The organism is Flammeovirga sp. MY04 (assembly GCF_001682195.2).
GTDB lineage: Bacteria > Bacteroidota > Bacteroidia > Cytophagales > Flammeovirgaceae > Flammeovirga > Flammeovirga yaeyamensis.
This window is the reverse complement of sequence record NZ_CP003560.2, coordinates 2301635-2318902: the sequence shown is the minus strand read 5'-3', so window position 1 is coordinate 2318902 and position 17268 is coordinate 2301635. Positions and strand designations below refer to the sequence as shown.

Sequence of the window (17268 nt, the reverse complement as noted above, 5' to 3'; positions counted from 1 at the left end):
TAATGAACAAGACTTTCATTTTAACCCTCATCGGCGTGCTGCTTACGTCAATTGTGTTTTCTCAAGATTACTATGTGCTACATCTCTCGGGAAAAGTAAAAGAAACAGCTTCTCAAAGAAATTTAATGGTTGGAGATCAGCTTAAAGGTGATACAGAATTAGAATTTCTTACTGAAGGTGCAAAAGTAGTTGTGATCAGTAAGGAATCTGGTAGAATGCTTATTGATGGCAGCAAGAGTAAAAAGTCCTACAAAGGAGAATTTATTGATTTAGTACAAAGCGTTTTATTCCCCATTCAAAAAAACGAAAGCTTAAGTACTAGAACAATCACAGAGAACAAAGATGTAGCAGACCTACAATCATTTATTGGTAAAGAACCAAGAGCGATTATTGGTGATGTATATACGATTAATGGCGACCCTAAAGTATTTAAAAAGAAGGGAGGAAGCAGCTACATCTACAAGTATTATATAGGAAAGGATGCCGTAAATAAGGTGATTCGAATTACTGAGGGTAAAATTAATTTTGATAAGAAAGCACTTTATCCGGTAGAAGATTACAACATTCCAGAAAATGGATCTCAAGTTGAATTTTATTTTACGAATGTGATTTCCAAAAAATCTATCAAATTGGCGGAATTCCATTTATGTTATGTCAACACTAAAGGATTAATGAAGGAAGTAAGTACGATTATTTCTGCGCTTAATATATCAGGTAATGACGAGCGTATTTCTAAAGAAGTGAATGCTTATATCACTGAACAGTATGGAACACCATTTGATGGTCAAGTGGATGAGTGGTTAATTAAAAAAGGATTTATTTCTGCAGCGAATTAATTCTCGTGAAAATATCAAAAGGAAAGGTAGCATATATTTGCTGCCTTTTTTTTGTACTAAGATTTAAGCATATCATTTATTTTATCGAGCATCTGATATTTCTATCAATTTACTTTTTGATATAAAATGAAAAAGGTACGCGAAATATTCACATACCTTTAACCTTAACCAATAAACAACACATAAAATAAACACATGCTTGAAGTCATGAAGGGACTCGAACCCTAAGAAATTCCATAGTTTCCCATCAATTTCATGCTTTAGATCTCTCTTTAGATTTACAAATTTACTAGATATTTCAAAAATTTGAAATCTTTTTAAATTTATTAATTCAACTTTTCAATAATTGTAATAAATTTGGGGTATTGATGAATGTAATTTAACGAATAGGCATAACTAATGGAAAAAATACCTGAAATTGATCATGTCGATATAAAAATATTGTCAGAATTACTGAAAGATGCGAAGACTCCTTACACAGAAATCGCTGAAAGGATCTTTGTTTCGGGAGGAACTGTTCATGTTCGTATGAAAAAAATGGAGAAGATGGGGATCGTAAAAGGATCAACATTGGACCTTGATTTCACTAAACTAGGATATGACATCACTTCTTTCTTGGGCATCTATTTAGAAAAAAGTAGTTTGTACGAACAAGTGTGTGCTGAACTAGCAAAAATTCCAGAAATATTAAACCTTCACTATACCACTGGTGATTGGAGTATTTTTGTTAGAATAGCTTGTAGAGATACAAATCACTTAAGACAAGTATTACACGACAAAATCCAAAGTATTCCTGGAATATCGAGAACAGAAACATTTATCTCTCTAGAAGAGAAATTCAACAGACCTCTTGCTTTCGATGAATCAGACATGGAAGATAAAGGACTTGAATAATCAAAAAAGCACCGACAGACTCGGTGCTTTTTTCTTTTATTATTTATTTTCTTTTGCCCTCTTACATCAAACATCCCACATCATACATCCCATATCTAAGACCAGATCGTAGTCGAGTGGCCAAGGCCACCTCGTTGAAGACGGGGAAATAACAATATCATAATTTGATTAAGATCATCAACAAAGTAACTTTCCTTAGTTCCTTATTTCAATAAAAAAAGAGGTCAGGAGACCTCTTAAGTTTTTAAGCACAGATGTCGCTATCGCTTAACATCTGCGCTAGTTTTTTTACCTCTTACCTCTTACTTAAAAAACGAGCGTTAACTCAGCAACTCCTACCTCCTAATTCCTACCTCCTAATTAAAAACGAGCGTTTACTTTGCTACCTGCTACCTCCTAAATCCCCACCTTCCATTCTTTAATCATCTTCTTAATACTTTGCTTAATCGGATCATTATTTTCTGCATTGTTCATCACAATACCGATGATAGGTAAGAAATTCTCGTCATAGTTCATGGTCCATACCGGTTTACCATAACAAGCATTTGGACAGATTAACCATAAGAAATCAGGTTTCTGATGATCTCTCTTTTCTCCAATTACTCTCACACATGTATAATACTTAAACGAAGATTCTTTAAGGTCTTGTTCCAAAACGGTTTTAGCCATTTTGTACTTCGCGTCAAGAATAGCATACCTTAAAGATAGCTTAGGATCCATATATTCCACGACAAAGTCGGGAGTATAGTAGAAACTATCTCTATGGGGCTTTCCATGTAACACTAAATGTGTATCCTTAGGTTCTCGTCCAATTTGAGGCTGATAAAGGAAATTAAGCATCCATTTACCTTGGTTTGGCTGAATACTAATACGTTTAGGAATAAACTCACCTTCTTGTAAATCTTCCTCTTCAATACGAACATTATAATCCCTGAAACAGTCTTCTAGAGCATCTTTTAATCTATAATATGTAAATAGTTCATAGATTTGATCTAAGAAAGATGTCTTTAAAGACCCGCTCTCTCCATTAGTATCAATTTTTAAGTTGTAGACTTGTTGTAACGATAAGAAAATCTTAGAATATACATTTACAGAACTAAATCGCTTGGTAAGTTTTGGGGGATGAAAGTTAGGTTGAGTATTCGGAAGTAACTGCCTATACTTTCTCTCTACCCTAAACAAGCGTGTTTTCAGTTCTGTTACATCCTCTACAGCTTGAGCATTAATAATTACCTGAGCTGATTCAAAGGTAGCATAACCATTTCCATCGTTCTGAGTAATCTGTTTTTGATGATTGATATATTCCAAATGTGATAGGAGATCGTCAATAAGCTTTCTAGCCCAATAAAAGCCTCCGAGAATACACTCATTTTCATAAGTAGCATATTCCATTTTAACCACAGGAGCATCAATGTGATCAATTACAGTGTACATGCCATTGATCTCAATAGCATCAGGATGATCTTTTAATGCATCATCAAAGTACAACTCATCTAAATGTTCTATCAACCAATCTATACTCGTATTATCAATATTTGCTGATGCAAAATCTTGAATTTCCCTTGCTTGAATAGTAGAATACCTCGGGCTATGTGATAGCTCTGGAAGTAGGTTTTCCATATTCTGAAGAAAATTCTCTAAAGGTTGTAAACGAGTGGTGGATAGTAAATTAGATTTATTTTTTTGATCGATGGATTCCTCCTCATCTTTGGTAAAAAGCTTTAAGATGATCGACTTATTTTTCTTGTATAAATAAGTGATCATACCCTCAGCATCCTCACTACTTAGTTTAGACGCATCTACTCTAACTTGAAAGGATTCTTTTCCACAAGTGACTTTTACAAGTCCAAGTTGATTAGAGAAATGTTGACTTAAGCCAACGGTTATAATCCCTTTTTGAATATCATTTGATATTAAAGAAGGATCTACCTCTGTACCATCGATACTGATACTTGTATCTAAAGGGAGTTCGTAATAATGGAATTCCAACTCATAGAAGTGGTGTTCTAACGTGACAATTAAGCCATCCATTAGCAACACCTCTTCTCTGGTTGTATTGTAAGGTGGAGTATTTTCTTTTCTTATATGAAAAACTTTAAACTCCATGTATTATCCATCTATAGAGAAGTAATTATAGAAGTGATGATTAAATCCTTCTTTACCCCCTTTATCCAACATTTTTTGTAATGTCCATTCTGCATGAGAATCTTTTAGTCCAAAGCCTTTTACAATACCTAATAACGTTTTGATACCTTCCCTAACTTCAGGTCCCTGAAGGTTAATTCTGGTGAAAATACGTTGTGCTAGGCAGTAATCTAATGGTCTAAACTGCTCGTTCATTGCTGAGTGGGCAAGATTACAATACTCAATAATTGCCTTTCTTGTACGAAGACTTACTTGTATACCTAAGTTCTGAAGTTCATTATTTATTTCTCCGAATCGTTCTTCTAATTCAGAGTCGATAAATTCTAAAGCATCAGGAGCCAACTCTTGTTTGAAATCTTTTAGGTCGAAAAGCTTTCTAACCGTTTCATAACTGATTTCATAAGGCTCAGGCATAATAATCTCAGAACTGATTAAAGGAGTGTCGTTCTTTGGTAAATCCAAACGGATAATGTGAGAACGGTCCAATAATCGAGCAGAGATTTGCTCTGTAGTAGAGTCTAAGTTTAAAGTACCTAAGAATCTAAGGTTATTGGCATATTCTATGGTTTCATTATTCCCTAATGAAATTTTCAAACCATTATTCACTTGTGCCTTCGCATCAGTTAATGAATAGAATGAAGCCCAATAATGCTCTATAGGACTTAGATTGGCTTCGTCTAATAGACAATAAGCCATAGGCGATTTTTGGTAAGCAGAATTATCAAATTCACCATCCAATTGTTTTAGGAGGTCATACATGTCTGTATTCGCTCTTTGGAATCTTTTTGATAATGGATTGGCAAAACCAATTAAATCTTTTTGAGATGACCAACCTCGAGCCACAGAGATTTCGGAGAATCTTGGCTTTTTGGTGATCGATTGCATCAAATACCTAGCAAGTGACGTCTTACCAGAACCTGGAGGGCCCCAAATAAGCGTCAAGGAATTCTGATGCATGGCAATCAAAATGTTGGCGATAAAGTGATCAGGATAGTTACGTCCCAATCGACCTAATCGTTTATGAATTTTTTGAGTAAGATCTTTTAAAGAATTGATACTTGTTTCATTCTCAATTGTATGATCTTTAATCTCAAATTCTTGTTCTGTATTTTGATGTGGATTTTTTGATGAATTACTGAAAGCATCAAATTGCATTTTCGTTTTCAGTAAATTCTTTAATGCATTGTCGGCGTCCTCTTGTGCTTGAGTAAACTCCTCTTTTAGTGCACTAATAGCGACAGAAAGATTATGTTTTTCACCTTTAGCATTATCAATTTCTTCATTCAAACGAGCAAGGTTATCGAAGGTATGAGCTAACTCGATAGCTTCCGCTTTATCAGAGAGTTCTTCTCTAACCTTTTCCAATTTTTTGAGACCTTCTTCGATTTCTCGAGTAATTGCAGACTCTCTTTCTTTTTGAAGACTATCTCTAATTTTTTGCTCATTATCTCTTAAATTCTGAACGCCATCTTCAAGATCTTGTATTTCTTCTTGGAGACGTGCAGAATCCTTTCTGAATTTGTCCTTCTCTCTTTTTAGCTGTGCTATTTGATTATCAAGGTCTAATTTTTCAGTTTGCAAACCGTCCAAACTTGCCTTAAAGAAATCGTTCTCAGCTAATGAGGTGATAAATTGTTGAAGGTATTGAAGGTTTTCCTGTGGTTTAGAAAATAACTTCTCTAAACGAGAATACCTTTCTTTAAATGAGTGAATAGAATTGTCTTTAGATATTGCTTGCCATACTTTGTCGGCAACTTCTAAAGATTGCTTCTTGTTTAATTGTTCTTCAGCCCAAGTGAATAGATCTTTTCTGCTGATAAAGTCTACAGTATCAACAATATGATATTCAATGTCATGAGTAGAACGTATTAATTTTCTTTTCAATCCTTCATCAGGCATATTAAATTCTAAATATGCATCTGATGGAATTTCGTAAGCTTCAACACTTTTTCTAACTCCTGTAGCAGAAAGTCGAACTGACTTTGCCTCCGAACTAGTTTTAACGCCAACGAAAGGACCGTAAATTAAGCCTTGCTTGGTTTGAGCAAAGAATTTTCTCTCCTGTGCAACATACACCTCATTGATAATGTCATAGTACTGCTTATCAGGGTGGAAGAGATGAAGTTCAAAGTCAATCTCACCAGGGAAAATTTCTAATAGTTGATCTTCAGATAAAGAACTTAAGCGGTCGGCATGTGTAATATGTTTCGTTAAGGAATTTTCTTTATTGTAGGAGTCATCGTCCGTAAGTTGTTTATTTGGACGTACGCCTTTAACTTTTATTAATTCCTCTAACTTAAAATCAGTCGTTAATGTGTACGGTGCACTAGCTAAAAATATAGTTTCACCTAACTTATTAATATCTAACTTAAACCATTCTTCGCCATCAAAATAAAATAGTGGTATTATAAATTTTTTATGTTGCTTAAAATTCTCAGGGTGCTGAGCCCCAACTATATAACTATCTTCTCCTAATGCTTTATAACTTTCATAATCATCAAAAATTTCATTTAATTCTTTAATTTTCATTTTATAATGTGTCCAATTTTTATAATTGTCTAGGAAAAATAGTCAATAGTACGCATTAATAAAAGTGATTTTTTTTAGTTTGTTTAATATGTGTTCAATAAGTTTGTACTTAAATAATACCGCTTAGTTAAAGAAATGAAGAAACTTCCAGATACTTTAGTAATTGTCACAACGATTCTATTAATATTTATTGGCTTAACTTGGTTAATACCTGCAGGTGAATACAGTAGGGAATTAATTAATGATAGAAATGTATTAATACCCGATTCTTATCAATCTGTTGATGCAACCCCTCAGGGGATAGGAGCCTTCTTTTCTGCACCTATGCGAGGATTTATTTCTGCAAGCGATGTAATTGCTTTTATTTTTATTGTTGGTGGCGCTTTTGGGATGCTCAACAAAACGGGAGCGATAGAAGCAGGATTGCAAAAATTGGTGGAGTTTTCGAATAAACATACCGTTTATAAAAAAATAATCATCCCTCTATTAATCATCGTTTTTTCTATTGCTGGAGCTACATTTGGTATGTCTGAGGAAGTATTGGTATTTATTTTAATTACTATCCCAATGGCAAAGGCCATGAAACTTGATCCAATTGTAGGGGTGGCCATACCCTTTGTAGGAGCAGGAGCTGGTTTTGCAGGAGCGGTTTATAATCCGTTTACCATAGGAATAGCACAAGGCATAGCTGATGTTCCACTCTTTAGTGGGATGGAATATAGAATCTTCGTTTGGATTATTTTTACCACGATAACAATAGTGTATATCATGTCTTATGTCATGAAGATTACAGCAAATCCCTCAGCATCTTTACTTTCTAATAACACAGATGATATTGAATTAGAGGAAACAGAAAAAATACCTTTCAACATACAACGAAAATTGGTACTTATTTTATTTGCCGTTGGGATTATTGGTTTAGGAATAGGTGTTACCGAGTATGATTGGTATATGATCGAAATTGGTGCTTTATTCTTTGCAATAGGACTAATCAGTTGCTTGATATGTGGAATACATGTTGACAAAATAAGTAAGGGGTTCGCAAATGGGGCAAAAGAAATGATGACAGCCGCATTAGTGGTCGCTTTTTGTAAAGGTATTCTGATTGTGGCATCTGATGGAAAAATTATCGATTCTGTATTATTTGGAATTTCATCTGTCGTGAAAGACCTACCAAAGGTATTGTCATTGGAAGCAATGTTTGTTTTTCAAAGTGCATTAAATACGTTTTTACCTTCAGGAACTGGTCAGGCAGCACTCACAATGCCTATTATGGCTCCTTTAAGCGATTTATTAGGAATATCTAGACAAACGGCTGTTTTAGCATTCCAATTTGGTGATGGTTTAACCAACCTAATTATTCCAACAAGTGGTGTTACCATGGGGGTATTATCAATTGCAAAAATACCATACGGTACTTGGGTGAAATGGATGGGGCCTCTATTATTGATTTTAATGTTGGTGGCAGGAGTTCTTTTGCTTGGTCCTTTATATTTTGACGTTTGGTAATGAAAAAGTATCTCTCTCTACTTTTGAAAGTAATTGGAGGTATTTTATTTGCTTTTGCTCTCCATAAATTTTTTGTTCTTTCACCTTGGGAAAAGGTGCAATTTGAACATCCTATATATATCCTTTTTGCATTTTTATTGATGCCTATTAATTGGAGTTTGGAAGCATTAAAATGGAAAAAGTTGATATCCCCTAAATGGCAAATATCATTTAAAGAGGCCCTTTTAGGTGTGTTTTCTGGTGTCGGGGGGAGTTTGATAGCTGGTCGTGCTGTGGGGAGTATTATGGGCAGATATTGGTCCCTTCCTAAAGAAGAAGATAGATCAAAAATAATAGCACCTGTATTACTAGGTCAATGGATTCAAGGAATCTTTACTTATTTATTTGGAGGCATTTCTATTCTAATGTTGGGGATACATCAAATAAATGTTGTGCAATTGAAATATGAATATTTATTTTTGATTGCATTCATAATTTTACTCGTTGGTATCGTTTTATTTTTTGTGATAAAAACGCCTTCTATACAGAAGAAATTGATCAATCAATTAGAGCTCATCCGACAATATGATATCAATATATTAGCCTCGATTACATTATGTAGCGGTTTAAGGTATTTTATTTTTACCCTTCAATTTGTCATTATTCTTTACACCTTTAGTGAAGGGGAAGCATGGTGGATATATTTTCAATGGGTGAGCATCATCTATTTGATAAAGACTCTGACGCCTGTAATGAACATGATGATGGATATTGGTGCCAGAGAGTTGTCGGCCTACTATATTTTTCTTCATTATGGTGCTGATACCAATATTGCATTAATGTCTTCATTAATCGTTTGGGGAATCAATATTTTAATACCATCTTTAGTAGGGCTAACCGTGCGTTGGCGTCTCTAAATTGATGTATATGCAAACCTTTTGGACTAATTTTCATTCTCACTCTCATTTTTGTGATGGTAAACCCTCATTGGAGGAAATGGTACAAGCAGCTATTGACCAAAATGTAAAATCGTATGGATTTTCATCTCATTCTCCAGTACCTTTTTCCACAACTTGGAACATGCCAATGGATCGGTTGAATGAATACATGAATGAAGCCAAACGATTGAAAGAGAAATACCAAGATCAAATACAATTATATACAGGCTTAGAAGTTGATTTTGTTAGCGGAAAATGTGGCGTCCATAACTTTCCACAACTTGACTTTTCAGTAGGATCAGTCCATTTCGTGGATACATTTGAAGATGGCACCTATTGGGAAATTGATAACACTAAAACCATTTTCGATCGGGGATTACAAGAAATCTTCGGTGGAAACATTCAAAGAGCGTTTAAAAGATATTATGATTTATCCATAGAAATGCTGGAAGAAGATACTCCTGATGTATTGGGTCATATGGACAAATTCAAAATGCATAACAGCACAGGAAACTGGTTTTCTGGAGAAGAGGAATGGTATAAAAAAATGGTGATGGAATACATTGAAGTAATAAAAGAAAGTGGTGTAATCGTTGAAGTAAATACTAGAGGATTATACAAAGGGTTCTCTAAAGACCTCTATCCAAGCCCATGGATCATCAAAGAGCTGATCGATAGAAAAATTCCCATTTCTTTAAATTCTGATAGCCATACTACTTTCGAAATCACCAAAGGATTTGATGAAGCCGCTGAATTACTATTATCTCTTGGCCTGAAAGAAGTATATGGGTTGTGGGATGGTGAGTGGCAGCCATTTGGGCTTGAGAAACAAGGGGTGGTTTTAAGGTAAGAGGTAAGAAGTAAAAGGTAAGGGGTAGATTTTTGATTTAGTTATTTTGGAGTTAGGAGTTAGGAGTTAGGAGTTAGGAGTTGCGGAATTATCGCAGTATCAAAACTAGCGCAAATGTTAAGCGCTAGCGACATTTGTGCCCAAAAACGTTAGAGGTCTCCCGACCTCGTTTTTTTAACTAAGGAAATAAGAAACTAAGGGGCAATAACTTTCTAAAGTTGAGAGGTGTTGAAATCTACATAATGAGGAGCGAACCAAACCTGCTACCTACTACCTACTACCTATTACTTCCTCTCCTTTTCCCAAACAAAACTCCCTCTCTTCGTCATCTTCGCCTCAGGGTTCTTCAAATACTCTTCCAATGCAAAAGTGGTTGATTCAAAGGCAATATCCTCCCAAGGAATATCCTCGACTTCGAATAATTTTGATTCAAGTGTTTCTGATGTAGGTCCAACCTCATCAGATACAAGCTCAACAAGATAGATGAGGTATACTTGATTGAATTGTGGTAGGGAAAAAACCGATTGTAAGTGTTTGATGTGACCTTTGGCTAAAGTTTCCTCGTAAAGCTCACGTAATGCGCCATCCTCTGGTGTTTCACCATTTTCTAAAAAGCCAGCAGGTAATCCCCAATATCCTTTTCTTGGATCAATAGCTCTTTTGCCAAGAAGGATTTTTCCTTCAAAGACGGGAAGACAACCCGCAATTATGCGTGGATTTTGGTAGTGAATAGTACCACAATTGTCACAAACAAAACGTTGTTTATGATCACCTTCAGGAACGATAAATTGAAGCTGGTCACTTCCACATTGGCTACAAAAATTCATAAAAAAGAAATATAAGCTGAGGATGAAAAGTTGGTATTTACCCTTGAACAAAACATCAATTTAAAGATTAATGTTTTACAAAATCAATTTCTAGTCGAAAAATGATGATAGAAATCGTCAATTTAAGGTGATAACATCCGATTTTTTTAGTTATTTATGTAAATAAATCAATACCTTTGGACGCTAATCGTCCAACACATACTAAGACATTTTATAAATAAATTTTTATATGCCAGAAAATATTATCAGAAAGAAAGATGCCTTGGAATATCATGAGAATCCAATTCCAGGTAAAATTGAGGTAGTTCCTACTAAAAAAACTAAAACACAACGAGATCTTTCTTTAGCATATTCACCAGGAGTTGCAGATCCTTGTACTGAAATTGCTGAAAACCCTGAAGATGTCTATAAATATACAGCAAAAGGTAACCTTGTCGGTGTAATCTCAAACGGTACTGCCGTATTAGGGTTAGGAGATATTGGTCCTGAAGCATCAAAGCCAGTAATGGAAGGTAAAGGTGTACTTTTCAAAATCTTTGCAGGTATTGATGTATTTGATATTGAAGTCAATGCAAAAGACCCACAGAAATTTATTGAAGCAGTTAAGACACTTGAGCCAACGTTCGGTGGTATTAACTTAGAAGATATTAAAGCTCCCGACTGTTTTGAAATCGAAACGGCATTGAAAAAGGAAATGAATATTCCTGTAATGCACGACGACCAACACGGTACAGCAATTATTTCAGGTGCAGCCTTAATTAATGCTGCTGAAATTATTGGAAAAGACCTTAAAGACTTAAAAGTAGTAGTTTCTGGTGCAGGTGCATCGGCAATTTCTTGTATTAAGATTTTCTTTGAGTTAGGTGTAGATCCAAAGAATGCTATTGTTTGCGATAGTAGAGGTGTGATCCGTACTGATCGTGATAACCTTTCAGGATCTAAGAAAGAATTGGCAACAGATATCGATGTGAACACATTAGAGGAAGCTTTGGTTGATGCTGATGTATTCTTAGGTTTATCAAGAGGTAATTTGATGACACCAGAGATGTTATTGTCTATGGCAAAAGATCCTATCGTTTTCGCTTTGGCAAACCCAACACCTGAGATTGATTATCAATTAGCAATGGACACTAGAAGTGATGTGATGATGGCTACGGGCCGTTCAGATCATCCTAACCAAGTGAATAACGTACTAGGTTTTCCATACATTTTCAGAGGAGCGCTTGATGTAAGAGCAACAGAAATCAACGAAGAGATGAAGTTGGCTTGTGTTCGATCAATTGCAGCTTTGGCAAAAGAACCTGTTCCAGAAACAGTAACTCAAGCATACAATGTAGATCGTTTGGTTTTCGGTAGAGATTACTTTATTCCAAAACCATTAGATACTCGTCTTTTAACGACTGTGGCACCTGCCGTTGCACAAGCAGCGATGGATACAGGTGTGGCTAAGTCAGTAATTGACGATATGGAAGCTTACAAAGAAGAACTTGTACGTCGTATGGGTACAGGTAACGATATCATGAGACGTTTAGGTGTGAAAGCCCGTAACGTTCGTAAGAAAGTGGTATTTGCTGAAGCGGACAACCCACATATTCTTCGTGCTGCTCGTATCGCCATGGATGAAGGAATTATCGATCCAATCTTGTTGGGTAGAAGATCTAGAATCCGTGCCATGATCGAAGCTTTAGAGCTAGACGAATTATTAAACGTGCCAATTGTAAACCCTCGTGCTGATGAAACTAATGAAGTCAGAGAGCGTTATGCGAAGATCTACTACGAAAGACGTCAGAGAGAAGGAGCTACTATTTATGAAGCAAATGACTTGATGAATAAGCGTTCTTACTATGCTGCCATGATGGTTGAGCAAGGTGATGCAGACGCATTAATTTCAGGTGCACATAGAAACTATATCTCATCTTTGGCTCCAGCACTTCGTGTCATCGGGACAGTAGACAATAAGTCGATCGCTACAATGTATATGGTACTGACTAAAAAAGGACCATTATTCTTAGCAGATACGACCATGATCGAGAATCCTACAACAGAGGAAATCGTTGAGATTACTGAAGCAGTAGTGAAAAGAGTAAAAGACTTCTTCAAAATTGATCCAAGAGTAGCATTATTGAGTTACTCAAACTTTGGTTCATCTAAGAAAGGTGTGGATTCGAATAAAATGAAGAAGGCTCGTCAAATCATCAAAGAGAGAAATCCACAGCTCCCTGTAGATGGTGATATTCAAGCAAACTTTGCCTTGAATCCAGACATTACTAAAGAGAGTTTCCCGTTCTCAGATTTGGCTGACAAAGGGGCGAATGTATTGGTGTTCCCTAACTTATCGGCTGCAAATATTGCACTGAACTTGTTGGACGAATTAGCTGATGCAACTCTAGTGGGTCCTATCGTTATGGGAATGAAAAAGCCTGCTCACGTTCTTCAGATTGGAGCAAATGTGCAACAAATCTTGGACATGATTACGATCGCCAACTTAGATGCACAACAGTCTTAGAAAATTTTCAAAAATTCACTGCTTTATGTGAAATTTTTAAATAATAGAGTGAAAAATGGAGTGATTTGCAAAAAATCACTCCATTTCTTTTTAATTCAATGATATTGTATTTAATATTGTGACATAGATCATCCCGATGGTCTTTTATTTTATACAATTAGTATAGTAATTCGATAGAGTAAAGGATAAATATAACATAACCACGTCACGCATTATGCAAAGTTTTAGAACTGAACTAGAGAATCCTGTTGTAGAACAAGACATACTCGACTTAGAAAAGAAAATTAGATTATTCCACAATGGAGAAATCGACGACGATAAATTTAGAAGTTTACGTTTAGCTAGAGGAGTGTATGGTCAACGTCAGCCTGGCGTGCAAATGATCAGAATAAAAATTCCTTACGGTAAATTAACGACTAGACAATTAAATAGAATATGTGATGTTTCTGATGAATATTCAAACGGAAAACTTCACATTACTACTCGTCAAGATATTCAAATTCACTATGTAAGCTTGGATGATTCTCCACGTTTATGGCATGAATTAGAAAAGGATGAAGTAACTCTTCGTGAAGCTTGTGGTAACACTGTTCGTAATATTACGGCATCAGAGTTAGCGGGTATTGATCCAGCCGAACCATTTGACGTAACACCATACGCACACGCTACTTTTGAGTACTTCTTAAGAAACCCTATCTGTCAGGAAATGGGCAGAAAGTTCAAAATTGCATTCTCTTCTTCAGTTGAGGATACAGCTTTCGCTTTCATTCACGACGTAGGAGCTATTCCAGTAGTTAAAACTATTGATGGTGAAGAAAGAAGAGGTTTCAAAGTATTGATCGGTGGTGGTTTAGGTGCACAACCTTACATGGCTGAGACCGCTTTCGAATTCCTAGAAGAAGAAAAATTAATTCCATTCACTGAGTCATTAATCAGAGTATTTGATAGACACGGTGAGCGTAACCGTAGAATGAAAGCAAGAATGAAGTTCTTGATTCAGGATATAGGTAAAGAGGAGTTATTAAGATTAGCTCAAGAAGAGTTCAATTCTCTTGAAAATAAAGAAATTTGGGTAGACCGTTCTAAGGTAGATCAAACTGAATTACCAAAGAAAGGAGCTGCTGTTGAAGTAGAGATTAAAGATCAAGCAAAATTCGATAAATGGTCTGAAGCGAATGTTTTCGAACAAAAACAAGAAGGTTATTATGGAGTGTTAGTAAGATTACCACTTGGTAACTTTGATACTACAACTGCTAGAACTTTATCTCAAATAGTCACTGACTATGCAGCAGACGATATCCGTCTAACTATCCGTCAAGGTATCTTATTGAAATACGTTCAAAAAGAAAACCTTAAGGCATTATTCAACGTTTTAGATGCGATTGGATTTGCTGAGCCGGGTTACGATACAACTGCAGACATCACTGCTTGTCCTGGTACAGATACGTGTGTATTGGGTATTTCATCAAGTACAGGTTTAGCAAGAGTATTAGGTGATCTTATTAAAGTAGAATATCCAGATTTATTGACGGACGATACGTTTAAAATCAAAATCTCAGGGTGTCCTAATGCTTGTGGTCAGCATACTATTGCACAGTTTGGTATCCATGGATCATCTTTAAGAAACAAAGAAAACAAAATGTTGTTGCCAGCAGCTCAAATTCTACTTGGTGGTGGATTTGATGGTGAAGGTAACCCTCATATTGCAGATAAAGTCATCAAAATCCCTAGTAAGCGTATCCAAGATGCGTTTAGAGCTGTGGTAGATGATTACGATCAAAATGCTCCAGAAGGACAGTATTTTGTAGATTATTACAAGGCACAAGGTAAGGAGTACTTCTACGACTTATTAAAGCACTTAGGTGATTTATCTACGCTTATACCAGAAGACTACTTAGATTGGTACACTGAGGTAGATAAATTCGAATTGCATAAAGCTGTTGGTGAATGTGCGGGTGTAATTATTGACCTAGTACAAACATTAATTCTTGAAGCTGAAGAAAAAGTAGGTTGGGCAAATGAAGCGATCTCAAAAGGATTATTCGCTGATGCTGTTTACCATACTTACCAAGCTTATGTGAGTGCCGCTAAAGCCTTACTTCTTGATAAAAAAGTGAAGCTGAACTCTCACATGACAGTAATTAATCGTTTTGCTGAGCACTACGATGAAAAGCTTCAGTTTGCTGAAGGTTCATTTGTTGACCATGTGTTGAGAATCAACAAAAACGAACCTACTGCTGAATTCGCTCAAACTTATTTTGATGAAATCAAAGTATTCTTAGAGAACGTAAGCAGAATCAGAAAAGAAGATCTACAAGAAGCTTAGATTTTATATAGCATCATTGATAAACAAACTTTTTTACATCTCATGACAAAGACTATACAACCGGAATTGACTTTAGTAGGGGCAGGAATTGGAGACCCGGATTTGATTACTGTAAAAGGTATCAAAGCACTACGTCGTGCAGATGTAGTTTTATACGATGCTTTAGTATCTGAAGAGTTATTGGAGTATGCACCCAACGCTAAAAAAGTTTATGTAGGTAAACGAGTAGGGCAGCATTCTTTTAAGCAAGAAGATATAAACAAATTAATTGTTTCTCATGCTTTTGCAGGAGGGCATGTAGTAAGGTTGAAAGGTGGCGACCCTTTTGTTTTCGGTAGAGGACACGAGGAAATGCGATACGCTCAAAAGCATGGTTTAAGAGTAAATCTTGTACCAGGCATTAGCAGTTCAGTTGCTGCACCAGCATTACAAGGAATTCCTGTAACAAGAAGAGGCGATAGCCAAAGCTTTTGGGTAATAACTGGCACAACAAAAGAAGGAGAAGTTTCTGCGGATATCGCTTTAGCAGCTCAATCTTCTGCTACTGTGATTATTTTGATGGGTACTAAGAAAATCCGTCAGATTATGGAAAGCTTTGCCAGTGCAGGTAAGTCAAATACACCTGTGGCGATTATACAAAATGCATCTACACCTGAAGAGAAAATTGGATTGGGTACAGTTCAAAATATCGAAGAAGTGATGATAGAGAAACAATTAGGATCACCTGCTGTTATTGTTGTTGGAGAAGTCGTGAAACATCACGCCAAGTATCCTTCAAATTTAGCGCAAGTGGTAGTTAAAGAATTAGCATAGAGTGATCAGTGGTAACGTGGCGTTTGTGTGTTTTAATTTTACATTAAAAGCAGAAAATTCGGTTAGTGGTTCAACAGATTTCGTTACGTGCCACTGATTGCTCTTTAACTGAATACGAATTGAAGGACAGGGCGAAAGCTTTGTTCTTCTTTTTTTTATTTTTATTTTTCGAAATTATACAAAAAACAAACGTTACTCCTATGAATACAATGTTCCCCATCTTCATCAAAATGTCTGAAATTTCCACATTAATAGTAGGTGGAGGTAATGTTGGTGAAGAGAAATTATCAGCCATATTAAAAAATAGTCCTGATGCAGTTGTCACTGTAGTGTCAAAGGAATTTGGACAACCATTATTAGATTTAGCGAAAGACTTTCCTAATGTAAAAACTATCGAAAGAGGTTTTGAAGTTGCTGATTTAAAAGATCATCATATCGTTTTATGTGCTACCGACGATTATAATTTGCATGTGATGATCAAAGAGGAGTGCGGTAAAAGAAATAAAATAGTCAATGTAGCTGATACCCCTCCATTATGTGATTTCTACTTAGGTTCAGTGGTGACAAAAGGCGATTTAAAAGTAGGTATTTCAACCAATGGTAAATCACCAACCTTAGCTAAACGTATGAGAGAATTCCTCGAAGATGCACTACCCAACGAAACGCAAGAATTATTGGATAACCTCAAAGGCATAAGAGATAAACTTACGGGTGATTTTCAGGCGAAAGTAAAGCAGCTGAATGATATTACGCAACAGGTGTTTGATAAGAAAGAATAATATTAGGTAGTAGGTAGCAGGTAGCAGGTAGCAGGTAGTAGGTTTGGTTCGCTCCTCTGTTTGTGTAACTTGAGAACGGTGCTTTTCTTATTCCTCAGTATTCCTCAATTGGGTTGTTTCCCAGTTCGTGAAAGGAGGGGTTGCACCACCTCCTTGGGAAATGAGTAAATAGTAGAGCTTGAATAAAAACTACTTTAAAAGAAAATGATATTTTTTTGTTGTTCAAGCGAGGGGTTTCACGACCTCTCTATCTTACAATTAAGGTATCTCAACTTAGTTCCTTAGTTCTTAGTTTCTTATTTAAAATACGAGGTCGGGAGACCTCTTAAGTTTTTTA

General features: G+C 35.9%; 12 protein-coding genes. 9 read left to right on the top strand and 3 right to left on the bottom strand.

Features of this window, described 5'->3' with window-relative positions; all coding sequences use genetic code 11:
• Positions 1-2: 2 nt before the first annotated feature.
• Both MY04_RS09395 and MY04_RS09390 read left to right on the top strand, forming a co-directional pair.
• Positions 3-836 (top strand): hypothetical protein, encoded by an 834-nt coding sequence (locus tag MY04_RS09395; protein ID WP_158297631.1) that lies wholly within the window; start codon positions 3-5, stop codon positions 834-836.
• Positions 837-1235: 399 nt separating this feature from the next.
• Positions 1236-1730, top strand: a complete 495-nt coding sequence (locus tag MY04_RS09390) for an Lrp/AsnC family transcriptional regulator (RefSeq protein WP_044218482.1) — start codon at positions 1236-1238, stop codon at positions 1728-1730.
• Positions 1731-2126: 396 nt separating this feature from the next.
• Here MY04_RS09390 and MY04_RS09385 read toward each other — a convergent pair whose 3' ends face one another.
• Positions 2127-3836 (bottom strand): hypothetical protein, encoded by a 1710-nt coding sequence (locus MY04_RS09385; RefSeq protein WP_066208941.1) that lies wholly within the window; start codon positions 3834-3836, stop codon positions 2127-2129.
• Between the two features lie 3 nt (positions 3837-3839).
• Complete coding sequence (locus MY04_RS09380) at positions 3840-6404, bottom strand: ATP-binding protein (RefSeq protein ID WP_066208939.1); 2565 nt, start codon at positions 6402-6404, stop codon at positions 3840-3842.
• Between the two features lie 135 nt (positions 6405-6539).
• On the opposite strand from MY04_RS09380, the gene MY04_RS09375 reads away from it, so the two are divergent.
• From MY04_RS09375 to MY04_RS09365, 3 genes are read left to right on the top strand one after another with little or no spacing between them, the layout of a single operon-like run.
• Positions 6540-7913: a YfcC family protein gene (locus MY04_RS09375; protein ID WP_066208937.1), complete on the top strand. Its 1374-nt coding sequence runs from the start codon at positions 6540-6542 to the stop codon at positions 7911-7913.
• Positions 7913-8809 carry a lysylphosphatidylglycerol synthase domain-containing protein gene (locus tag MY04_RS09370; protein ID WP_066208935.1) on the top strand — a complete coding sequence of 299 codons (897 nt, stop codon included), beginning with the start codon at positions 7913-7915 and terminating at the stop codon, positions 8807-8809. Before MY04_RS09375 ends, MY04_RS09370 begins: the two co-directional genes overlap by 1 nt.
• Before the next feature lie 10 nt (positions 8810-8819).
• Positions 8820-9680 (top strand): histidinol-phosphatase HisJ, encoded by an 861-nt coding sequence (locus MY04_RS09365; protein ID WP_066208933.1) that lies wholly within the window; start codon positions 8820-8822, stop codon positions 9678-9680.
• A 284-nt stretch (positions 9681-9964) separates the two neighbouring features.
• Here the strand turns inward: MY04_RS09365 and MY04_RS09360 are convergent, their stop codons facing one another.
• Positions 9965-10507, bottom strand: coding sequence for an NUDIX hydrolase (locus MY04_RS09360; RefSeq protein WP_066208931.1), 543 nt, complete (start codon positions 10505-10507; stop codon positions 9965-9967).
• Positions 10508-10736: 229 nt separating this feature from the next.
• On the opposite strand from MY04_RS09360, the gene MY04_RS09355 reads away from it, so the two are divergent.
• The 4 genes from MY04_RS09355 (at position 10737) to MY04_RS09340 (ending at position 16931) form a co-directional block, all read left to right on the top strand.
• Positions 10737-13013, top strand: a complete 2277-nt coding sequence (locus tag MY04_RS09355; RefSeq protein ID WP_066208929.1) for an NADP-dependent malic enzyme — start codon at positions 10737-10739, stop codon at positions 13011-13013.
• Between the two features lie 214 nt (positions 13014-13227).
• Positions 13228-15339, top strand: a complete 2112-nt coding sequence (locus MY04_RS09350; protein WP_066208927.1) for a HEPN domain-containing protein — start codon at positions 13228-13230, stop codon at positions 15337-15339.
• A 42-nt stretch (positions 15340-15381) separates the two neighbouring features.
• Positions 15382-16152, top strand: a complete 771-nt coding sequence (gene cobA, locus MY04_RS09345; RefSeq protein ID WP_066208925.1) for a uroporphyrinogen-III C-methyltransferase — start codon at positions 15382-15384, stop codon at positions 16150-16152.
• 200 nt (positions 16153-16352) lie between these two features.
• Entirely contained in the window at positions 16353-16931 is a 579-nt protein-coding gene (locus MY04_RS09340; protein ID WP_066213169.1) for a precorrin-2 dehydrogenase/sirohydrochlorin ferrochelatase family protein, read from the top strand.
• Positions 16932-17268 lie beyond the last annotated feature (337 nt).